The organism is Sphingomonas sp. UBA978, assembly GCF_002292295.1.
GTDB lineage: Bacteria > Pseudomonadota > Alphaproteobacteria > Sphingomonadales > Sphingomonadaceae > Sphingomonas.
The window spans coordinates 102,845-124,081 of sequence record NZ_DBBS01000021.1; the positions used below are offsets into that span (position 1 = coordinate 102,845).

Sequence of the window (21,237 nt, forward strand, 5' to 3'; positions counted from 1 at the left end):
TGGCAATGCGGGAAAGAGCCATCGGGAACAGGTTTCGGGAGGGATACCTTTGACCACCACCGGCGCGGTCGAGCGGGATCGCCGTCTCGTTACGCGTTCCTCTGTGGGAAGGTTTGAAATCGACCCTATTCCATGATCCGACCAATTCGAACGAGAAGGCCGCTGGGATCGTTGACGGCAAACTCATACGTGCCCCAAGGCTTGGCGTGTGGGGCACCGTCTTCGATTATCAGCTCCCGAACGGCATCCGCCATCGCGTCCACATCTTCGACATACAGATACAGGCCAAAGGGATTGTCGTCGATATTCTTCGGCCATCCCGCCGCATAGGTCAGATGGAGGTGCCAGCCGCGTCCGTCTTCGAGGATCCGATAATGACCATAGTCACTGACGACCGTAAATTTCAGACGCCGGTAGAACGCCTCGCTCGCGTCGAGATTGCTGCTTGGTATGATCGCAACGGCACGATGTTCCATCTCTCGGCGCTCCATGAATGATGATCGGAGCGATGACGGTCGGGATCAGCCTTGGCGAGTGTAAAAACCCCCTTCGAAGGCCGAAGCGGACTATCGCCCCCAATAGTCCGGTGCCCCAATGCTTCCTAGGTGATCCTCGCATGGTAGATCGGGCTATGGCAGAATCCGCTTCCTGGAATGCACGGCAGCTTTCGAGCACCGAGATCACCATCGTCGAAGCGTTCCGCACTTTGGCGATCGAACGGCGATATGGCGCAATTCGTGTGATCGACATCATCGACCGTGCCGGCGTCGCCAAATCCACGTTCTACGAGCATTTCCAAGGAAAGGACGATGTTCTTCTGACAGCGCTGCGGCCGATCCTGCTGGCGCTTGCTACCGCTGCGTCGGGACGGGCAGCACGGTCCTACGTCCGGCCCACCATCGAACATCTCTGGGAGCTGCGTTCATTTGCTAGGTCGATCCTGGAATCGCCCGCCGCTTCGGTCCTGCAGCGCCGTTTGGCCAATGCCGTCGCAATGCACGGCGGGAGGCAGATTGACGCCGAAGGCGTTCCCCCTTTCGCGGTCGGTATAGCCGCGGCCCAATTGGCGATGCTGCGATGCTGGTTGGCAGGCCACGTCGCCGTGACAGTCGATGCGATGACCGACCAATTGATCGCTTGCTCGCGGCTCAACGATGGTGCTTGGCCGTCATGACAGTGTCAGCCGAAGCAAATTACACCTTTTCTCTTTTCGCCATCCTTCTCGGAAAGGGCGGCAGTGCTGCGCGATGTCGGCTATCGCTGACTGCCTCCTGAAGCGGACGATCCACTAGCCATCCTTGACAGTCGTTTGGCACGCAGGGGCATCGGGGACTCCTGCCGGGCGGCAGAGCTAGGCCCGGCGCCAAGCTCCTGATTCCAGCCCGTCCAGCGTCCAGTCGCCGATGCGCCAGCGGATGAGGCGTAGCGTCGGGTGGCCGACCGCGGCGGTCATGCGACGGACCTGGCGGTTGCGGCCTTCGGTGATGGTGAGGCGCAGCCAGGTGTCCGGGATGGACTGGCGGACGCGGATGGGGGGTGTTCTGGGCCAGATGGCCGGTGGATCGATGCGGGCCGCCTCGGCGGGGCGGGTCGGGCCGTCGTTCAGGGTGACGCCGCGGCGCAGGTGGTCGAGCGCGGCGTCGTCGGGCACGCCTTCGACCTGGACCCAATAGGTCTTGGGCAGCTTGAATTTCGGGTCGGCGATGCGCGCCTGAAGGCGGCCGTCGTCGGTCAGCAGCAGCATGCCCTCGCTGTCGCGGTCGAGGCGGCCGGCCGGATAGACGCCGGGCACATCGATATGGTCCGACAGCGTCGCGCGGGTGGTCGGGCTGCCGCGGTCGGTGAACTGGCTGAGGACGTCGTAGGGCTTGTTGAACAGGATGAGCATGTGCCGCCGCGGTTACGCCGCGAGTTTCGTCATCCAGCCTTCGGCATGCGCGAATGCGGGGGCGTCGTCGACGTCGAGCCAGTCGAGATCGCTGCAATCGACGATCCGGGCGTTGCCCTCGGCGGCGAGGATGCGGACGCCCTCGGTCAGCGACGGGCTGTCGAGCGTCGCCAGCGCGGCGAAAAACGCCTGCGACACGGCGAAGATACCGGTGTCGTAGCAATCATGCGGCTCGAGCCCCTTGCCGATGGCGGTGATCGCATCGCCGCGCGTGGCGACGCAGGTGACGTCGAGCGGGTCGACCCAGGCATGACCAAGCCGCCGGTCGATACCGAGGCGGAGGCCTGCCCCTGCGCCCGCCTTGGCCAGCCGGCGGTAGTGGCGCGGCTGGACGAGGTGATCGCACATCGCGAGCACCGCGCCCTCCGCCCCGATCAGCGGTCGCGCCGCGAGCGCCGACACGCCGTTGGGCTGGAGATAGTCGGTCATCACCGTCACCACCTCCAGCGGCCACGGCCGGCTCCCCAGATGCGCGGCGATCGCGTCGGCGCCATAGCCGAGCGACACGATTGCGCGCGTCAGGCCCGCCGCGGCCATGCCGTCGAGCGCATGGTCGATCAAGGCACGCCCTGCGACGAGGCAGAGCGGCTTGAACGGCGTGACCGAACGGAGCCGACTGCCCTGTCCGGCGGCGAGCAGCAGGCCCGTGGTTATCATCAGGCGGCCTTGATGAAGTCCTCGACCGCGATCTGGGCGAGGTCGTCGGTCATCTGGTGGCGCGGATGCTTGCAGAAATAGGCGGATGCCGGGTCGATGACGCCGGCGATGCCGCGGTCCTTGGCGATCGCGGCGCAGCGGATCATGTCGATCGCGACGCCGGCGCTGTTGGGCGAATCCTCGACCGACAGGCGCAGTTCGAGGTTCATCGGCACGCCGCCGAACAGCTGGCCTTCCATGCGCAGGAAGCAGACCTTGTTGTCGTTCTGCCATGGCACGTAGTCCGACGGGCCGATGTGGACGTTGTCGTCGTCCATGCGCTCGGCCGCGACCGACTGCACCGCTTCGGTCTTCGAGATCTTCTTCGATTCGAGGCGACGGTGGTTCGACATGTTGAGGAAGTCGGTGTTGCCGCCGGTGTTGAGCTGGTAGGTGCGGTCCAGCTTGACGCCGCGCTTGGCGAACAGGTCGGTCAGCACGCGGTGGACAATCGTCGCGCCAAGCTGTGCCTTGATGTCGTCGCCGATGATCGCGACGCCGGCGTCCTCGAACTTCTTGGCCCAGACCGGGTTGGAGGCGATGAAGACGGGGATGTTGTTGACGAAGGCGACGCCGGCTTCGAGCGCGCATTCGGCGTAGAATTCGGTCGCTTCCTGGCTGCCGACGGGCAGATAGTTCATCAGCACGTCGGTGCCAGACGCCTTCAGCTCGGCGACGATCTCGGCCTTGGTCGGCTGCGTGTCGTTGGCGACGATGAAGGTGCGGTCGTCCTTATAGTCGGACATATGCTCGGCGACGCCGTCGAGCACGGCGCCCATCTTCACGATCGTGCCGGTGGCGGGCAGGTTGGCGGCGAAGACCGCGGTGCAGTTGGGCTTGGCGAACACCGCCTCGGCGACGTCCTTGCCGACCTTGCGCGCGTCGACGTCCCAGGCGGCGACGACCTTGATGTCCGACGGCTTATAGCCGCCGAGCTCCCAGTGCATCAGGCCGACGAGATCGTTGGCGCCTTCGCGATAATGCTCCAGCCCCTGGACGAGCGAGCTCGCGCAGTTGCCGATGCCGACGATGGCGATGTTGATGCTCTTCATGAATGACCCTGTTCGCTTGGAAGTAGAATGGACTGCGGCGCGAGGCCGTGGACGAAGCGGCGCTCGATGCGCCGGTGACGGTAGAGGCCGACCGCGGTGACCAGCGTCAACGGTACGATCTCGAACCACCAGAAGATGCGCGGATTGCCCGCGAGGCAGGCGATACAGATCGCCCAGACGCGCACATTGGCGGTCAGCAGCGATTGCAGCCGCATCACCGGTACCGCGGCGGCGGCATAGGCGGCGGCGAAGGCGGTGCGGTCCTCGGCGGCGCCGAACCGGCGTTCGAACGGCATCGAGATGCGATCGACGCTGCCGGCGACGCTGTCATAGAGGCGGACGAGCACCATGCCGGTCGGCGTCGGCACCGCGGCGAGAGGCGTGCCGCGGGTGCGGCGGTGGAAGCGGGCGCGCTCGCCCTCGTACAGGCTCGACTGAACGGCATGGCAGGCGGCGGCGGTGAGCGCGAGCACCCAGCCTTCAAGCGTGCCGACAGTCCAGGCGAGCGAGAGATAGATCAGCGCGAAGACGCCGTGGTCGCACAGGCCGTCGAGCGTGCGGCCGAGCGCGCTCGCGGTCTTGGTCGCGCGCGCGATCATGCCGTCGAGCCCGTCCGCGATCAGCCAGGCGACCGAGAAGACGAGGCCGACCAGCGCCAGCGCCGGCACCTGCCAGTTGGCATAGGCGATCGCCGCGACGGTGCCGCAGGCGAGCCCGATCAGCGACACCGCATTCGCCGACACCCCATGCCGAAGGGCAAAGGGGAGCAAGGCGTGAGACGCGGGGTGGATCAGGTAGAGATTCGATGGGTCCTCGATCCGGCGATCGCGTGAGCCATCCCGGGGCGGCGGTGTCATCAGGCCTTCATATTGCGCCTCTATAGGCGCAAAGGCAATATTTATGGGACGTTCGCGGGAACGTTTCGCCGCAACTCGTCCAGCCACGGTGCTGCGGTGCCGTCAGACGGCGCCCGCCAGTCGCCACGCGGGCTCAGCGCCCCCCCGTCCGAGACTTTCGGACCGTTGGGAATCGCCGAGCGCTTGAACTGGCTGAGCTGGAAGAAGCGCAGCAGGAACCGTTCCAGCCAGTGGACGATCGTCGGCAGGTCGTAGGCGACGCGCGCCGCCTCAGGGAAATCCTCCGGCCACGACCCCGCCGCCGCGTCGCGCCAGGCGTGCCAGGCGAGGAAGGCGATCTTCGACGGCGCCAGTCCGTAGCGGATGACGTAATGCGCGAAGAAGTCGTTGAGCGCGTAGGGGCCGATCATCGATTCGGTGCTCTGCATCGCGCCGGTTTCGGCATCGGCGGGGACGAGCTCGGGCGAGATCTCCTGCGCGAGGATGGTCGACAGGATGCGGTCGGTCGCCGCATTATACTGCGCCGTCCGGATGCACCAGCGGATCAGGAACTGGATCAGCGTCTTGGGCACGCCGCTGTTGACCGCATAATGGCTCATCTGGTCGCCGACGCCATAGGTGCACCAGCCGAGCGCCAGTTCGCTGAGGTCGCCGGTGCCGAGCACGATCCCGCCGCGCTGGTTGGCGAGGCGGAAGAGGTAATCGGTGCGCAGTCCCGCCTGTACGTTCTCGAACGTCACGTCGTAGACCGGCTCGCCCTGCGCATAGGGATGGCCGATGTCGGCAAGCATCTGGAGCGCGGTGGGACGGATGTCGATCTCGTCCGCGGTGCAGCCGAGCGCGCGCATCAGCGCCCAGGCGTTGGCCTTGGTCGCGTCGCCGGTGGCGAAGCCGGGCATGGTGAAGCCGAGGATGTCGCTGCGCGGCCGGCCGAGCCGGTCCATCGCCTTGGCCGCGACGATCAGCGCATGGGTCGAATCGAGGCCGCCCGAGACGCCGATGACCAGGGCCTTCGACCGCGTCGCGGACAGGCGCTTGGCGAGCGCCTCGACCTGGATGTTGAAGGCTTCGTAGCAATCCTCGTCGCGCCGGGCGGGGTCGTCCGGGACGAAGGGGAAGCGGGCGACCGCGCGGGCGAGGCCGGTGTCGGCAAGGGCGGGAGCGTGAGTGAAGCCGATGCGGCGGAAGCGCGTCTCGGGATGGCCGGCGGTGATCGCCGAATCGTTGAACGTGCCGTTGCGCAGCCGCTCCTGTACGATCCGTTCGAGGTCGATATCGGCGGCGACCAGTTCGGGCTCGGCGGAGAAGCGATGCGATTCGGCGAGCAGTTCGCCCAATTCGTGGATCATGCCCTGGCCGTCCCAGGCGACGTCGGTGGTGCTCTCCCCCGGGCCGGCGGCGGCATAGACATAGGCGCAGGCGGCGCGGGCGGATTGTGCGGCGGCGAGCAGCATGCGTTCGCGCGCCTTGCCGATGACGATGTTCGACGCGGACAGGTTGCAGCAGATCGTCGCCCCCGCCAGCGCGCCGGTGGTGGAGGGCGGGACGGGCGCCCAATAATCCTCGCAGATCTCGGCATGGACGACGAGGCCGGGCAGGTCGTCCGCCGCGAAGATCAGGTCGGGGCCGAAGGGCACGTCGGCATCGCCCAGCCGGATCGTCAGGCCGTGCAGGCCGAGGCCGGGCGCGAACCAGCGTTTCTCGTAATATTCCCGGTAGTTGGGCAGAAAGCTCTTCGGCACGACGCCGAGGATGCGGCCGCGCGACAGCACGGCCGCGCAATTGTAGAGCCGGCCGTTGCGGACCAGCGCGACGCCGACGAGCAGCATCGGGGCGAGGCCGGCGGTCTGCGCCGCGACCGTCAGCAGGGCGGCTTCGCTGGCGCGCTGCTGCGCCGATTGCAGGTGCAGGTCGTCGATCGCGTAGGAGGTGAGGTTGAGTTCGGGGAAGACGACGAGGTCGATCCCGCGTGCATCGGCCTGCTCCGCCATGGCGACGGTCGCGGCGATGTTCGCGGCGACGTCGCCGACGGTGGCGAGCGGCGTCGCGGCGGCGACGCGGACCATCTGGTGGCGGTGGATCGAATGAAAGGCGTGCGTCATCGCCGGCGATGCTAGCCCGGTTGGCCGACGGGTGCCACCGTTGCGCGTTTTCGCGTGGCAGAGGTTCGCCGGCGGGAGCCGAAGGGTTGGGGTGCGATCGCGCGAATCACCCATTCTCTGCTCCCCGGCGAAGGCCGGGGCCCGGTTGGGCGAAGGGTCGTGATGACCCGCAACGGCTTTCCCAACTGGGCCCCGGCCTTCGCCGGGGAACGTATTCGCCGGGGAACTGAAGGGGCGTTCCAGAAGGCGATGGCTTGTTCCGGCATGCATCGCGCGGCAGATGGCGCCTCGAACCGCCCGCCGCGTGGTTGCGGCGGTTAATGGGGAGTGGGGCGATGACGACGCTGTACGGGATCAGGAACTGCGACACCGTGAAGAAGGCGCGCGCCTGGCTGGATGCGGCGGGCGTCGCCTATGACTTCCACGACTATAAGACCGCCGGCGTCGATCCCGACCGGCTCAGGGGCTGGGTCGACCGGCTGGGGTGGGAGACGTTGCTCAACCGGGCGGGAACGACGTTCCGCAAGCTGCCCGATGCGGACAAGGCCGGGCTGGATGCGGAGCGGGCGATGGCGCTGATGCGCGCGCAGCCGTCGATGATAAAGCGACCCGTCGTCGAACAGGGCGAGACGCTGCTGGTCGGGTTCAGGCCCGATGCCTGGGACGTGCTGCGCTGACGCTCATGCCTTGTAGAGCGCGTCCAACCGCTCGCCGTAGACGCCGCGGATGACATGGCGGCGAATCTTGAGGCTGGGGGTGAGCTGTTCGTTCTCGATCGCGAAGGGCTCGTCCGCCAGCACGAAGCGGCGGATGCGTTCGGTGACGGACAGGTCCTTGTTCACCCGCTCCACCGCCTGGCCGATCGCGGTGCGATAGGCGCTGTTTTCGGCGAGGCGTTCGAACTTGCACGAGGTGCCGTTCGCGGCGCACCATTCCTGCGTCCAGTCGGGGTCGGGTACCAGCAGCGCCACCATATACGGCCGCCGGTCGCCGGCGATCATCGCCTGCACGATCTCGGGCTGCAGCGTCAGCATGCCCTCGACCTTCTGGGGGGCGACATTCTCGCCCTTGTCGTTGATGATGAGGTCCTTCTTGCGGTCGGTGATCGTGATCCGGCCGGCGTCGTCGATCTCGCCGATGTCGCCGGTGTGCAGCCAGCCGTCCTTAAGCACGCGGGCGGTCTCGGCCTCGTTGCGCCAGTAGCCGTGCATCACCAGTTCGCCGCGGACGAGGATCTCGCCATCGGCAGCGATGACCACCTCGGTATCGTCAAGCGCGGGGCCGACCGAATCCATGCGGATGCCCGCCTTGGGCCGGTTGCACGAGATGACCGGCGCCGCCTCGGTCTGGCCATAGCCCTGCAGGAAGGTGACGCCGAGCGACTGGAAGAACAGCCCGACCTCCGGCGTCAGCGGCGCGCCGCCCGACACCATCGCCTTCATCCGGCCGCCGAACTTCTTGGCGATCTTGGGCTTGAACAGCGTCGCCACCAGCAATTGCGCCGGGCGATCGACCAGCCGCAGCGTGCCGCCGTTCGCCCGGGCGCCGACGTCGAGCGCCTTGGCGAGCAGATAGGACGACATCCCGCCCTGTTTCTCGATCGCCTTGCTGATCCGCGTCCGCAGCACCTCGAACAGGCGCGGCACCACGAACATGATCGTCGGGCGGACCTCCTCGATATTCGACGCGAGCTTGTCGAGCCCCTCGGCGTAATAGATCTGGCCGCCGAGCCCGATCGGGAAATGCTGGCCGCCGGTGTGTTCATAGGCGTGGGAGAGGGGGAGGAAGGACAGGAACACCTCGTCGTCCCAGCCGAAATCCTCCGAGATCACGGCCGCGCAGCCCTTGACGTTGTGCAGGATCGCGCCGTGGTGCTGCATGACGCCGCGCGGGGCGCCGCCGGTGCCGCTGGTGTAGATGATGCAGGCGAGGTCGCCGCGCTCGAACGTCGCCGCCGCTGCCGTCACCGCCGGGTCGGTCGGGTGATCCGCGATCAGCGCATGCCAGTTGTGGAAGTCGATGCCGGCGGAGGGTGCGCGGATCGTGTCGATGCCGATCACCGGCTGGCCGCGGTTGGAGCGCAGCACCGCCTGCAACAGCGTCCGCGCCAGCTTGTCCGTCGAGACGATCACCGCGCAGGCGCCCGAATCGGCGATGATATGCGCGTGGTCGCGTTCGGTGTTGGTGATGTAGGTCGGCACCGTGATCGCGCCGGCCGCCATGATCGCGAGGTCGCTGATGCACCATTCGGGGCGGTTCTCGCTGACCAGCATCACCCGGTCGCCCGGCTGGATGCCGATCGCCCGGAGCCCGGCGGCGAGGCTGGCGACCTGTCGCGCCGCCTCCGCCCAGCTGGTCGAAACCCAGGCGCCATCGGTCTTGGCCCAGAGAAACGGCGCGTCGCCCTTCTCGCGTGCCCGGGTGAAGAACATCGTGACGAGATTGGGGAAATGTTCGAGGCTGCGTGGGCGGGACGCCTTGGGGCCGGTCATCATGTCTCTCCTGCCGCGGCGGGCTCATGGCCCGCCGTCGTCGTTCATTCCGAGGGGCGATTGACGACCGGCGCCATCCGCGAGATGTCGCTGATGCTGCCATCCTCGCCGATCGCTACGCCTTCGCTGCGCGGATCGGCGGCGCCGACCCAGCGGCCGCGACGCCATTCGATCGCATTGGCCTTCAGCCCCATCGGCGCGACCTGCACCCGCTCGCCGAGCGCGGTCAGCCCCGCCTGCAACGCGGCGGCGGACGATCCGGCTTCCAGGGTCGCACCCGGGCCGGGCGCGTAGACGAGGCCGAGCGCGATCGATTCCTGCGCCGACAGGTTCCAGTCGAGCACGCCGACCAGTGCCTTGGCGATCTGCGCGATGATCGTCGACCCGCCCGCCGCGCCGACCGCCAGCCGGACCTTGCCGGCGGCATCGTAGACGATCGTCGGCGCCATCGAGCTGCGCGGCCGCTTGCCGCCTTCGACCCGGTTGGCGACCAGATAGCCCGCGTCGACCGGAACGGTGTCGAAATCGGTGAGTTCGTTGTTGAGGACGGTGCCGTCGACGACCAGCCCCGACCCGAACGGCCCCTCGACCGTCGTCGTCACCTCGACGACATTGCCGTCGCGGTCGGCGACGGCGAGGTCGGTGGTGCCGGCGACCTCGCTTACCGGTGCCGGCGTCCGCGCCGGTGCGCCGGGCGGCGTGCCCGCGGCGACGCGCGCCATGGTCGCGGCGGGCGAGATCAGGGCGGAACGCGACGCCAGATAGGCGGGATCGAGCAAGCCCGCGACCGGCACGCGGACGTAATCGGGATCGCCGACGTAGAGGTTGCGATCGGCATAGGCGAGGCGCGAGGATTCGGCGAACAGATGCCAGGCGACGGGCGAATCCTTGCCGAGCTTGCCCATGTCGAACCGTTCGAGCTGCTTCAGGATCATCATCACCGTGACCCCGCCCGACGATGGCGGCCCCATGCCGCAGATCCGGTAGCTGCGGTAGGGCACGCACAGCGGATCGCGCGGCTTGGCATCGTAGCTGGCGAGATCGCCGGTCGTCATCTTCGACGGGTTGCGCGCGGCGCCGTTGACGGCGGCGACCAGCTTCTGCGCCTGCGGGCCGACGTAGAAGCTGTCGGGACCCTGCGCGGCGATCCGCCCGAGCAGCGCCGCCTGCGCCGGATTGCGGACGATGCCGCTGGCGGGGATGTTGAAGGTCGCCTGCGCCTCGGGCGTCAGGTGCCTGCCATAGGAGGCGACCGAATTGCGGAACCGCGGCGTCGCCTGGAAGCCGTCGCGCGCCAGCCGGATCGCGGGTTCGAACAGCCTGGCCCAGGGCAGTCTGCCCGACTGGCGGTGCGCCAGCGCCATGCCGCGCAGCGCGCCCGGTACGCCGACGCTGCGCCCGCCGGGGACCGCCTGCATATGGTCCATCGGCGTGCCGTCGGGGGCGTAGAACCAGCGCGTGTCGGCGGCGGCGGGGGCGGTTTCGCGCGCGTCGATCGTCGTTACCTTGCCCGTCTTCGCCGCATGGCTGACCCAGAAGCTGCCGCCGCCGATCCCCGAACTCTGAGGTTCGACGACGTTGAGCGCCAGCATCGTCGCGATCGCCGCATCCGTCGCGCTGCCGCCCGCCTTCAGGATCTCGACCCCCGCCGCCGATGCGCGCGGATCGGCGGCGCTGACCATGCCGGGGGCTTTGCCGGGCGCGGCGCGGGCCGTCTGCGCGGCGCAGGCGGTGAGCGGCAGCGTCGCGGCGACGAGGGCGATCGACAGGGTCTTCATCGCGGCAAAGCCTAACGGCTGGCCCGGCGAGGGCAACCGATTATGCCGCTACGGCTTCGGCAACATTCGCAAAGCCGTCGCGCGCGAGCCGCGCGTCGAGGTCGCGCAGGATGCGGCGGGGCAGGCCCGGCCCCGCGAACACCAGCGCCGAATAGAGCTGGACGAGGCTCGCGCCCGCCCGGATCCGCGCATAGGCTTCCGCCCCGCTGTCGATCCCGCCCGCGGCGATCAGCGCGATGCTGCCGCCGGCGGCGCTGCGCACGTCCGCCAGCCGCTGGCGCGCGAGCGTGGCGAGCGGTGCACCCGACAGGCCGCCGGTCTCGCCGGCCTCCGGCGCGCGCAGGGCGGGGCGGGAGACGGTGGTGTTGCCCATGATGAGCGCGTCGATCCGGTTGCCGATCGCGGCGCGGACGATGCCGTCGATCGCCGTCGTATCAAGGTCGGGTGCGATCTTGAGGAACAGCGGCGTGTCCCCTCGCGCCGCGGTGCAGGCGGCGAGCAGGTCGTCGAGCGCCGCGCCATGCTGCAGGTCGCGCAGGCCGGGCGTGTTGGGCGAGGAGATGTTGATCGTGACGTAATCGGCGATCGGCGCGGCGGCGGCAACGCCCGCGACATAATCGGCGACGCGGTCCGCGGCGTCCTTGTTGGCGCCGACGTTGATCCCCAGCCGCCCGGTGCCGCGCGTCGCGACCCGCGCCCGCGCCAGCCCCGCTTCGAGCCCGCCGTTGTTGAACCCCATCCGGTTGATGACCGCGCGATCGGCGACCAGCCGGAACAGCCGCGGTTTCGGATTGCCCGCCTGCGGCACCGGCGTCAGCGTCCCCATCTCGACCGCGCCGAAGCCGAGCCCGAACAGGCCCTCGATCGCGACGCCGTCCTTGTCGAGGCCGGCGGCGACGCCGAGCGGGTTGGCGAAGGCGAGCGCACCGATCCGGGTGGCGAGGCGCGGGTTGGCCTTCGCGGCGGGGTAGGGGAGTGCCGCCCGGACCGCCAGCGCCCGCAGCGTGAGGGCATGGGCGCGCTCGGCGTCGAGGGCGAAGAGGAGCGGGCGGAGGGCGTAGGACATGGGCGCGCCCATCGCATTGCGGTCGACGAAGGTCAAAGCGCGGCGTCGTTTCGCCTTGGTCACCCCCTTTCGTAACACCTCTTCGTCATCCCCGCGCAGGCGGGGATCCATATACGCCACTGTATCATACGCCACTGTATCGGCGTGGGCGCAGCGTCAGCGTGTATGGATCCCCGCCTGCGCGGGGATGACGGCAGGAGGGTTGTCGGCGTCGCCATCACCCCCGCCGATTGCCCCCGCACCTTGACCGCAGCGCACAAAAGCCTATCTGGCAATCGGATCGAATTGATCCGATTTGCGAATTGCTCGCAACAACTGATCCGGAGCCGATGCGTCTCAGCAGCCTAGCCGATTATGCGGTCGTGATGATGTCCGCCGCCGCGCGCCATTGCGGCGGCGAGGCGCGACTCAATGCGACGCTGCTCGCTGAGGAGACCGGCGTGCCGCTGCCGACCGCGCAGAAGCTGGTCAGTCGGCTGTCTGCGGCCGGGCTGATCGAGAGCGCGCGCGGCACCGGCGGCGGCTTCCGCCTCGCGCGGCCGGCGGCGGCGATCAGCCTCGCCGACATCATCGAGGCGGTCGAAGGGCCGATCCAGATGACCTCCTGCGTCGAGGGCAGCCGCCACGATTGTGCGATCGAGGGCAATTGCCAGGTCCGCCCCCATTGGGGCGTGGTCAACGAAGCGGTCCGCGGCGCGCTCGCCGGCGTGTCGCTCGCCCGCCTTTCCCGCGCGCCCGCTCCGACCCACGATATCGTGTCCAGCCCCATTCCCGCCCTTCTCGGCGAACAGGTGTAACCATGGCGACCAAGAACGCAGAGGCCTATGCGGCCGTCTCCAAGACCTACGAATGGGGCTTTTCGTCCGATATCGAACAGGATTTCGCACCCAAGGGCCTGAACGAGGACACCGTCCGCTATATCAGCGCCAAGAAGGGCGAGCCGGAATGGATGCTCGACTGGCGTCTGAAGGCGTTCCGCCTGTGGCAGACGATGGAGGCGCCGGACTGGGCCAAGCTCAACGTGCCGCCGATCGACTATCAGGACGCCTATTATTACGCCGAGCCCAAGGCGAAGCCCAAGCTCGGCAGTCTCGACGAGGTCGATCCGGAGATCCTGCGCGTCTACGAGAAGCTCGGCATTCCGATCGCCGAGCAGAAGATGCTCGCCGGTGTCGAGGATCTCGACGCGGAGGGTAATCCCAAGCGCCGCGTCGCGGTGGATGCGGTGTTCGACAGCGTCTCGGTCGCCACCACCTTCCGCAAGGAGCTGGAGGCCGCCGGCGTCATCTTCCGCTCGATCAGCGAGGCGATCAAGGAATATCCCGACCTCGTTCGCAAGTGGCTGGGCAAGGTCGTGCCGCAGCGCGACAATTATTTCGCGACGCTGAACTCGGCGGTCTTCAGCGACGGCACCTTCGTCTACATTCCCGAGGGCGTGCGCTGCCCGATGGAGCTGTCGACCTATTTCCGCATCAACGCGGAAAACACCGGCCAGTTCGAACGCACGCTGATCGTCGCCGACAAGGGGAGCTACGTCTCTTACCTCGAAGGCTGTACCGCGCCGATGCGCGACGAGAACCAGCTTCACGCTGCGGTGGTCGAGCTGGTCGCGATGGACGATGCCGAGATCAAATATTCGACCGTCCAGAACTGGTATCCGGGCGACGAGAACGGCGTCGGCGGCATCTACAATTTCGTCACCAAGCGCGCGCTGTGCCAGGGTCGGAACAGCAAGGTATCGTGGACGCAGGTCGAAACCGGCTCGGCGATCACCTGGAAATACCCCAGCTGCGTGCTCGCGGGCGAGAACAGCGTCGGCGAATTTTATTCGGTGGCGGTGACCAACAACCGCCAGCAGGCCGACACCGGCACCAAGATGATCCACCTCGGCAAGGGATCGCGCTCGACGATCGTGTCGAAGGGGATCAGCGCCGGCCGCTCGGACAACACCTACCGCGGCCTCGTCCGCGTCGGCCCGACCGCGGAGAACGTCCGCAACTTCACGCAATGCGATTCGCTGCTGCTTGGTGATCAATGCGGCGCGCATACCGTGCCGTATATCGAGGTGAAGAACCCCTCGGCGCAGATCGAGCACGAGGCGACCACGTCGAAGATCAGCGAGGACCAGCTCTTCTACGCGATGTCGCGCGGATTGGATCAGGAGGCCGCGGTCGCCCTGATCGTCAACGGCTTCGCCCGCGAGGTGCTGCAACAGCTGCCGATGGAATTCGCGGTCGAGGCGCAGAAGCTGCTGGGGATCAGCCTCGAAGGCTCGGTCGGGTGATTAGGCCGATCGCCGTGGCGTTGTTGGCAGTGGCGCAGGCGCCGCCCGCCGATGAGATCAGCGTCGTCGGCAGACGGCTTCGCAAGCTGCAACTGGATTTGAATATCGACGCCGGGCAATTGCGCGGCTGTCGAGCGCGGGTGTCGAGCGGCGATCGATTTATCGATGAAGCGGCCTGCTCGGCTGCGCGCATCTGTGTCGGCAGACGTTCCGTCGCCCGCACCGGATTGCTGACCTGCATTAACGAAGGCGTCTTCGCAGCCGTGGCTCGCGATCGTGCCAAGGAAGAAAGCCGCAATGCTCAAGATTGAAAACCTCCACGCCGAGATCGACGGCAAGCCGATCCTCAAGGGCCTCAGCCTCACCGTGAACGCGGGCGAGATCCACGCGATCATGGGCCCGAACGGTGCGGGCAAGTCGACGCTCGGCTATGTCCTCGGCGGCCGCCCCGGCTATGAGGTGACCGAAGGCTCAATCACCTTCGACGGGCAGGACCTGCTCGAACTCGCGCCCAACGAACGCGCCGCGGCGGGGGTGTTCCTCGGCTTCCAGTATCCGGTCGAGATTCCCGGCGTGAGCAACGTTCAGTTCCTGCGCGAGGCGCTCAACGCCCAGCGCGGCACGCGCGACGAAAAGCCGCTGTCGGGCGCCGAATTCCTCAAGCTCGCGCGCGAGGAAGCGCGCAAGCTCGATATGGATGCCGAGATGCTCAAGCGCCCGGTCAACGTCGGCTTTTCCGGCGGCGAGAAGAAGCGCAACGAGATGGTGCAGATGGGCGTCGTCAACCCGAAGTTCGCGATCCTCGACGAAACCGACAGCGGCCTCGACATCGACGCGCTGCGCATCGTCGGCGACGGCATCAACCGCATCATGCGCGCCCCCGACAAGGCGGTGCTGCTCATCACGCACTATCAGCGCCTGCTGGACTATGTGCAGCCCGACTTCGTCCACGTGCTGGCGGACGGCCGCATCGTCCGCTCCGGCGGCGCCGACCTCGCGCATGAATTGGAGCGCGAGGGCTATGCGGGGGTGACGGCGTGATCGGTTTTCACGCGAAGGCGCGAAGCCGCGAAGAGGGTGTGGCCCTTGGCAGGTCGTTGGGCATGATCGAGAAGATTTTTGTTCGCGCGGAGGCGCGGAGGCGCGGAGATGGCGTGGCGGAAGGCTTGCTCCCGTCGATCATCGCCAACGATTTTTGCAGTACGCTGACGCGCACGAAGCAGCCCCGCGCCGCAGGCGCCATCACATCTTCTCCTCTTCTTCTCCGCGCCTCCGCGCCTCCGCGCGAACAAAATCCTTCTTCTCTTCGCGTCTTCGCGCCTTCGCGTGAATCCATCTTGCAGCGAGCCGCCGCATGACCGCCGTCCTCGATCTTCCCACCACCCGCGAGGAAGCCTTCCGCTGGGCCGACATGCCCGCGCTGCAAGCCGCCCGCGTACTGACGCCCCGATCGGCCGCGGTGCCGGATGCAATCCTCCCCGACGCGGCGAGACTGGTGTTCGTCGATGGTTGTCTCATTGACCATCTAAGCCGCCCCGGCGACCTCGCCATCGCTCCGACAACCGTCAGCAGCGATCACGCGCTCGCCCGCCACGCCGCGGGCCAGGGCCATGCGATCACGCTCGCCCCGCGCACCGTCACCCGAATCGAGATCGCCCGCGTCAACGCCGGCGAGGACAGCCACACGCCCCTCGTCATCACGCTCGGCGACGACGCCGTGCTGACGCTGGTCGAGAGCTTCACCGGCGCCGGCTGGACCAACACGCTGACCCGATTCGAGCTGGGGCAGGGCGCCCGCGTCATGCGCGCCGTCCGCATCGTGCAAGACGCCGGCTTCGTCTCGACCCGCGACGAGGTGGCGATATCCGAAGCCGCCAGCTTCGTTTCGGTCGCGCTCGGCGCCACCGCGGCGGGCACACGGCTCGACGCGGCGCTGACGCTGAACGGGGACGGCGCCTATGCCGAACTCGGCGGCGCGCTGCTGACCCGCAACGACCAGCGCCAGGAATGCGCGGTCCGCGTCCGCCACGCCCACCCCAACGGCCAGTCGCACCAGCTGTGGCGTGCGGTCGCTGCGGATCGCTCGACCGTCAGCCTCGCCGCTGCGGTCGAGGTCGCGCGCGACGCGCAGAAGACCGATGGCGAACAGTCGCTGCGCGGCCTGCTGCTCCAGCGTACTGCGACGGTGAACCTCAAGCCCGAGCTCGAGATCTTCGCCGACGACGTGAAATGCGCGCATGGCGCGACGGTCGGCGAACTCGACGCGCGCGCGCTGTTCTACATGCAGAGCCGCGGCATCCCCGCCGCGCGCGCCAGGGCGCTGCTGACGCGTGCGTTCGTCGCCGATGCGATCGACCGGATCGCCCATGAAACCGTGCGGGAGGCGTTCGCCGCCGATGCCGACGCGTGGCTGGACGGGGCTTTGTGACCACCACCGAAACCCCGCTCGACGCGCTCGCCGATTTCCCGGCCATCCCGCAGGACTGGGCGTATCTCGACACCGCCGCCACCGCGCAGAAGCCGCAGGTCGTCATCGATGCGATCACGCGCGGCTATGCCGAAACCTATGCCACCGTCCATCGCGGCGTCTACCAGCGCAGCGCCGACATGACGCTCGCCTATGAGGCCGCCCGCGGCAAGGTCGCACGCTTCATCGGTGCGACGACGCCGGACGAGATCGTTTTCGTGCGAGGCGCGACCGAAGCGATCAACCTCGTCGCGCACAGCTGGGCAACGACGCAGCTCAAGGCCGGCGACCGCATCCTGCTGTCGATGCTGGAGCACCACAGCAACATCGTGCCGTGGCAGATGGCGGCGGAGCGCGTCGGCGCGGCGATCGACGTCGTGCCGCTGACCGCGGACCATCGCATCGACCTCGATGCGATGGAAGCGATGCTGACCGAGCGCCACAAACTGGTCGCGCTGGCGCATGTCTCGAACGTGCTCGGCTCGGTCCTCGATGCGAAGCGGGCGACCGATCTGGCGCACCGCGTCGGCGCGAAGATCCTGCTCGACGGCTGTCAGGCGGTGCCGCGCATCGCCGTCGACGTCGCCAAAATCGGTTGCGATTTCTACGTCTTCTCCGGTCACAAGCTGTACGGCCCGACCGGGATCGGCGTGCTGTGGGGCCGGGGCGAGCTGCTGGCGCAGATGCCCCCCTGGCAGGGCGGCGGATCGATGATCGACCGCGTCAGCTTCGCGCGCACCACCTACGCGCCCCCGCCGGGCCGCTTCGAGGCGGGAACGCCGCATATCGTCGGCGGCCTCGGCCTCGCCGCGGCGATCGATTACGTCGAAGGGATCGGCATCGATCGCATCCATGCGCACGAAGCCGCGCTGGTCCGTGACGCCCGTGCCGCACTCTCGTCGCTCAATTCGGTCCGCCTGTTCGGACCGGAGGACAGCGCCGGCATCGTCAGTTTCGAGGTTCGGGGGGTGCATCCGCACGATGTCGGCACCATCTTGGACGAGGGCCGGGTGGCGATCCGCGCCGGGCATCATTGCGCGCAGCCGCTGATGGAGGCGCTGGGCATCGATGCCACCGCGCGGGCGAGCTTCGCGGTCTATAATGGGCCGCAGGATATCGAGGCGCTGGTCCGCGGCGTCGAACGGGTAACGAGGATTTTCGGATGAGCGATACGATCCGTGTCGAGGAAGTGGAGGCGGTCACCCCGCCGCCCAGGGCGCGCGTCGAGGATGCGGCGGATGCCCAGACGGCGTCCGGGCGCGAACGCGACTATCTGTCGGGCTTCCTCCAACAACAGCCGCAGGGCGATGCCCCCGGCGAACCCGGCGGCGCGCTCTATGAGGCCGTCATCGACGCGCTAAAGGAAATCTACGACCCGGAAATCCCGGTCAACATCTACGACCTCGGCCTGATCTACGGTGTCGAGGTCAGCGCGGAGGGGCAGGCGGTCGTCACGATGACGTTGACCACGCCGCATTGCCCGGTCGCCGAATCGATGCCCGCCGAGGTCGAGATGCGCGTCGCCGCGGTGCCGGGCATCGCCTTCGCCGACGTCAACCTGATCTGGGACCCGCCCTGGGACCCGCAGAAGATGTCGGACGAGGCCAAGCTCGAACTGGGGATGCTGTGATGGCCACCACCTTGCGCCAGCGCCCTGCGCCGCTGATCCTCACCGCCGCGGCGGATGCGCGGATCGCCGACCTGATGGCGCGTGCGCCGGAAGGGGCGATCGGCGTCAAGCTGTCGACGCCGCGCCGCGGCTGTTCGGGCCTCGCCTATTCGGTCGATTACGTCACCGAAGCGAAGCCGTTCGACGAGCGTATCGAGACGCCGGGCGGCACCCTGTTCGTCGACGGCGGGTCGATCCTCTACCTCGTCGGATCGACGATGGACTGGATCGAGGACGATTTCACCGCCGGCTTCGTCTTCGCCAACCCCAACGCCAAGGGCGCCTGCGGCTGCGGCGAGAGCTTCACGGTGTAACGACGCCGTCGAAGGGGACCGCCTACAGGTCCTTGCCGTAGACGTTGTAGACCTTGTTCACCCGGCTATCGATCGTCTCGGCGATCGAGCGCATCCCCTGATTGTCGTCGAGGATCCAGCCGATCTCGCCGCGGCTCGCGCCATAATGCGCGACCGAGGCGCGGCGGATATATTCGATCATCATGAAGGCCAACTGGCTCGCCATCCGCGACGCCTGCAATTCCTTGACCACGCCCATCAGCGGCACGCGCATCGTCCGCACCTTCGGTTTACGCAGCCAGAGCAGCAGCTTCGCCCAGCCGAACGGCAGCAGCGAACCATTGAGCGGCTTCAGCGGCTCGTTGAGGTCGGGCAGGGTAATCATGAACGCGACCGGCTTGCCGTCCAGTTCGGCGATGCGGATCAGGTCGTTGAACACGATCGGCTTCAGCTTGACGCCGACGTCCTTGATCTCGGGCGGGGTGAGGGGGACGAAACCCCAATTGTCGCTCCACGCATCGTTGAGGATCGACAGGATGATCGCCGCCTCTTCCGCAAACTTGCGCTTGTCGACCTCGCGCACGACGATCCGCGGGTTGTTTTCGCCCGAGCGGATGATCCGCTTCACGATCGGCGGAAACTCCTGCGTGATGTCGAGTTCATAGGTGAACAGCTGTTTCACCGTTGCGTAGCCGGCGCGCTCGATCCAGCCCTGATACTCGGGCTTGGCATGGCCCATCATGATCGTCGGCGCATGGTCGTGGCCCTGCACCAGCAGCCCCGGCTCCTCCCAGATCGACTGCGAGATCGGGCCGAGCGCCCGCGTCATGCCCTGTTCGCGGAGCCAGCCCTCGGCCTTCGCCAGCAGCGCCACGAAGATTTCCTCGCGCTCGGCATCCATCAGCCCCCATTGGCCGACGCCGGGACCGAAGCCCTGTTCGACCGGCATCGTCAGTGCCAAGGTATCGATATGCGCGGAGATGCGCCCGACGATCCGTCCGCCCTCATGCGCCAGGAAAAGCTGGGCCTTCGCATGGCTGTACCAGCCGTTCTTCTCGGGCGTGAGCAGCCCCAGCGCCTCGCCCTTCAGCGGCGGCACCCAGGCCGGATCGTCCTTGTAGAGTCGGAACGGCAGGTCGACGAACGCCTTGCGCTCGCGCTTGGTGGTGACGGGCGTGATCGTCAGGTCGCTCAATTCGGGCCTCCCATTTGGCCTGCGATCTAGCACGCCCCAGCGGCGAAGCGAGTGACGATTCCGTCATCTGTGATCGGAACGTTGCCGCGGCGTGCAACCGCGCCGACCTGTAAATGCCACGCTGTCGCCACTATCTGGGGGCAATGGAACAGGCCATGGAACACTCGCTGACCCTATCGCGCGCGACCGCTGCGGCGGATGCGCAGGCACGCGCGCCGCGCCAGCGCATCGCCGACGACAAGGCGATGCTGCGCACGGCCGCCGAACTGACCCGCGACCTGATCGCGCCGCGTCCCGGCATCTACTGGGCCGACCTGATCGCCTCGGCACTGGTCGGTTACGGCGCGCTCGCGGTGGCGGTGACGGTGCAGGGGACGGGCTGGGTGGTGCTCGCCGCGCTCGTGTCGGCGCTCGCGCTGTACCGCGCGCTGAGCTTCATCCACGAAGTCAGCCATATGAAGCACAGCGCGCTGCCGCGCTTCCGCGGCCTGTGGAACGTGCTGGTCGGCGTGCCGATGCTGGTGCCGAGCTTCATGTACGAAGGGGTGCACAACCTCCACCACGCCAAGACGCGCTATGGCACGTCGGAAGACCCCGAATATCTGCCGCTCGCGCTGATGAAGCCTTGGACGCTGCCGGCGTTCGTCGTCATCTCCGCGCTGGCGCCGGTCGGATTGCTGATCCGCTATGCGATCCTGTCGCCGCTGTCGCTGCTATCGCCGAAGCTGCGCACGATCGTGATGGAGCGCTATTCGGCGCTGGCGATCAACCCGTCGTTCCGGCGCCGTGCGCCCGAGGGGGCGGCGCGCACGATGTGGAACCGCGTCGAGGCCGCCGCGAGCCTGTGGGCGATCGCGGTCGTCGGGCTGACCGCGACCGGTGTGTTTCCGCTGCGCAGCGTGCTGATCGCCCTAGGCGTCGGTTCGGCGGTCGCCGTGGTCAATCAGGTGCGCACGCTCGTCGCGCATCTGTGGGAGAATGACGGCGAGGCGATGTCGGTCACCGCGCAATATCTCGATTCGGTCAACGTGCCGCCGCCGTCGCTGCTGCCCGCACTATGGGCGCCGGTCGGGCTGCGCTATCACGCGCTGCACCATCTGCTGCCGAGCCTGCCCTATCACGCATTGGGCGAGGCGCACCGCCGCCTCACCGCGGCGCTCGATCAGGCCTCGCCCTATCACAAGGCGAGCTATGCCGGCCTGCCCGGGCTGGTGAACAAGATCGTACGGAGCACCTTGGTCGCCCGCTGACATCCGGATCGGCGCGGCCTGTCGGTCGCCGATCGGTTTAACAGGGGCTACCCCTGTCTCACAGGTAGGGGGCGGGCGACGTTGGACG

Annotated in this window: 22 protein-coding genes; 12 read left to right on the top strand and 10 right to left on the bottom strand. The window is 67.7% G+C overall.

Annotated elements, in window-relative coordinates:
* Positions 1-125 precede the first annotated feature (125 nt).
* On the bottom strand, positions 126-476 hold the full coding sequence (locus B2515_RS15455; protein ID WP_293877854.1) for a VOC family protein: 351 nt from the start codon (positions 474-476) through the stop codon (positions 126-128).
* Between the two features lie 155 nt (positions 477-631).
* Here B2515_RS15455 and B2515_RS15460 point away from each other — a divergent pair, with 155 nt between their 5' ends.
* Entirely contained in the window at positions 632-1,174 is a 543-nt protein-coding gene (locus tag B2515_RS15460) for a TetR/AcrR family transcriptional regulator (protein WP_293877855.1), read from the top strand.
* 177 nt (positions 1,175-1,351) lie between these two features.
* Here the strand turns inward: B2515_RS15460 and B2515_RS15465 are convergent, their stop codons facing one another.
* From B2515_RS15465 to B2515_RS15485, 5 genes are all read right to left on the bottom strand, one after another.
* On the bottom strand, positions 1,352-1,888 hold the full coding sequence (locus B2515_RS15465) for a pseudouridine synthase (protein WP_293877856.1): 537 nt from the start codon (positions 1,886-1,888) through the stop codon (positions 1,352-1,354).
* Between the two features lie 12 nt (positions 1,889-1,900).
* Positions 1,901-2,605 carry an NTP transferase domain-containing protein gene (locus B2515_RS15470; protein ID WP_293877857.1) on the bottom strand — a complete coding sequence of 235 codons (705 nt, stop codon included), beginning with the start codon at positions 2,603-2,605 and terminating at the stop codon, positions 1,901-1,903.
* Positions 2,605-3,696 (bottom strand): inositol-3-phosphate synthase, encoded by a 1,092-nt coding sequence (locus B2515_RS15475; RefSeq protein ID WP_230629460.1) that lies wholly within the window; start codon positions 3,694-3,696, stop codon positions 2,605-2,607. Before B2515_RS15475 ends, B2515_RS15470 begins: the two co-directional genes overlap by 1 nt.
* Positions 3,693-4,424, bottom strand: a complete 732-nt coding sequence (locus tag B2515_RS15480) for a CDP-alcohol phosphatidyltransferase family protein (protein WP_293877860.1) — start codon at positions 4,422-4,424, stop codon at positions 3,693-3,695. The genes B2515_RS15475 and B2515_RS15480 overlap by 4 nt, the downstream gene beginning before the upstream one ends.
* A 170-nt stretch (positions 4,425-4,594) precedes the next feature.
* Positions 4,595-6,655 (bottom strand): NAD(+) synthase, encoded by a 2,061-nt coding sequence (locus B2515_RS15485; RefSeq protein WP_293877862.1) that lies wholly within the window; start codon positions 6,653-6,655, stop codon positions 4,595-4,597.
* 335 nt (positions 6,656-6,990) lie between these two features.
* Between B2515_RS15485 and B2515_RS15490 the strand changes: the two genes are divergently transcribed.
* Positions 6,991-7,332 (top strand): ArsC family reductase, encoded by a 342-nt coding sequence (locus B2515_RS15490; protein WP_293877864.1) that lies wholly within the window; start codon positions 6,991-6,993, stop codon positions 7,330-7,332.
* A 3-nt stretch (positions 7,333-7,335) separates the two neighbouring features.
* On the opposite strand, the gene B2515_RS15495 is transcribed toward B2515_RS15490, so the two are convergent.
* From B2515_RS15495 to B2515_RS15505, 3 genes are read right to left on the bottom strand one after another with little or no spacing between them, the layout of a single operon-like run.
* Entirely contained in the window at positions 7,336-9,147 is a 1,812-nt protein-coding gene (locus B2515_RS15495; RefSeq protein ID WP_293877866.1) for an AMP-dependent synthetase/ligase, read from the bottom strand.
* 44 nt (positions 9,148-9,191) lie between these two features.
* Complete coding sequence (gene ggt, locus B2515_RS15500; RefSeq protein WP_349676254.1) at positions 9,192-10,925, bottom strand: gamma-glutamyltransferase; 1,734 nt, start codon at positions 10,923-10,925, stop codon at positions 9,192-9,194.
* Between the two features lie 40 nt (positions 10,926-10,965).
* On the bottom strand, positions 10,966-11,991 hold the full coding sequence (locus tag B2515_RS15505) for a quinone-dependent dihydroorotate dehydrogenase (protein ID WP_293877868.1): 1,026 nt from the start codon (positions 11,989-11,991) through the stop codon (positions 10,966-10,968).
* A gap of 329 nt (positions 11,992-12,320) precedes the next feature.
* Between B2515_RS15505 and B2515_RS15510 the strand changes: the two genes are divergently transcribed.
* From B2515_RS15510 to B2515_RS15550, 9 genes are all read left to right on the top strand, one after another.
* A complete protein-coding gene (locus tag B2515_RS15510) occupies positions 12,321-12,788 on the top strand; it encodes an SUF system Fe-S cluster assembly regulator (protein WP_293877870.1) in 468 nt (155 codons plus the stop codon).
* 2 nt (positions 12,789-12,790) lie between these two features.
* Positions 12,791-14,275, top strand: coding sequence for a Fe-S cluster assembly protein SufB (gene sufB, locus B2515_RS15515; protein ID WP_293877871.1), 1,485 nt, complete (start codon positions 12,791-12,793; stop codon positions 14,273-14,275).
* Entirely contained in the window at positions 14,272-14,586 is a 315-nt protein-coding gene (locus B2515_RS15520) for a hypothetical protein (RefSeq protein ID WP_293877873.1), read from the top strand. The genes sufB and B2515_RS15520 overlap by 4 nt, the downstream gene beginning before the upstream one ends.
* Positions 14,573-15,316 carry a Fe-S cluster assembly ATPase SufC gene (gene sufC / locus B2515_RS15525; protein WP_293877875.1) on the top strand — a complete coding sequence of 248 codons (744 nt, stop codon included), beginning with the start codon at positions 14,573-14,575 and terminating at the stop codon, positions 15,314-15,316. The genes B2515_RS15520 and sufC overlap by 14 nt, the downstream gene beginning before the upstream one ends.
* A 62-nt stretch (positions 15,317-15,378) precedes the next feature.
* Positions 15,379-15,633 carry a hypothetical protein gene (locus B2515_RS15530; protein WP_293877876.1) on the top strand — a complete coding sequence of 85 codons (255 nt, stop codon included), beginning with the start codon at positions 15,379-15,381 and terminating at the stop codon, positions 15,631-15,633.
* Positions 15,630-16,703, top strand: a complete 1,074-nt coding sequence (locus tag B2515_RS15535) for a SufB/SufD family protein (RefSeq protein ID WP_293877878.1) — start codon at positions 15,630-15,632, stop codon at positions 16,701-16,703. The genes B2515_RS15530 and B2515_RS15535 overlap by 4 nt, the downstream gene beginning before the upstream one ends.
* Positions 16,700-17,908, top strand: a complete 1,209-nt coding sequence (locus B2515_RS15540) for an aminotransferase class V-fold PLP-dependent enzyme (protein WP_293877880.1) — start codon at positions 16,700-16,702, stop codon at positions 17,906-17,908. The genes B2515_RS15535 and B2515_RS15540 overlap by 4 nt, the downstream gene beginning before the upstream one ends.
* Entirely contained in the window at positions 17,905-18,372 is a 468-nt protein-coding gene (locus B2515_RS15545) for an SUF system Fe-S cluster assembly protein (RefSeq protein ID WP_293877882.1), read from the top strand. The genes B2515_RS15540 and B2515_RS15545 overlap by 4 nt, the downstream gene beginning before the upstream one ends.
* Positions 18,372-18,725 (top strand): HesB/IscA family protein, encoded by a 354-nt coding sequence (locus tag B2515_RS15550; RefSeq protein ID WP_293877884.1) that lies wholly within the window; start codon positions 18,372-18,374, stop codon positions 18,723-18,725. The genes B2515_RS15545 and B2515_RS15550 overlap by 1 nt, the downstream gene beginning before the upstream one ends.
* A gap of 22 nt (positions 18,726-18,747) precedes the next feature.
* Here B2515_RS15550 and B2515_RS15555 read toward each other — a convergent pair whose 3' ends face one another.
* The gene (locus B2515_RS15555) at positions 18,748-19,899 is read right to left on the bottom strand and encodes an N-acetyltransferase (protein WP_293877886.1); all 1,152 of its coding nucleotides are present in this window, start codon (positions 19,897-19,899) and stop codon (positions 18,748-18,750) included.
* Positions 19,900-20,054: 155 nt separating this feature from the next.
* Between B2515_RS15555 and B2515_RS15560 the strand changes: the two genes are divergently transcribed.
* Complete coding sequence (locus tag B2515_RS15560; RefSeq protein ID WP_294138235.1) at positions 20,055-21,149, top strand: fatty acid desaturase family protein; 1,095 nt, start codon at positions 20,055-20,057, stop codon at positions 21,147-21,149.
* Positions 21,150-21,237 lie beyond the last annotated feature (88 nt).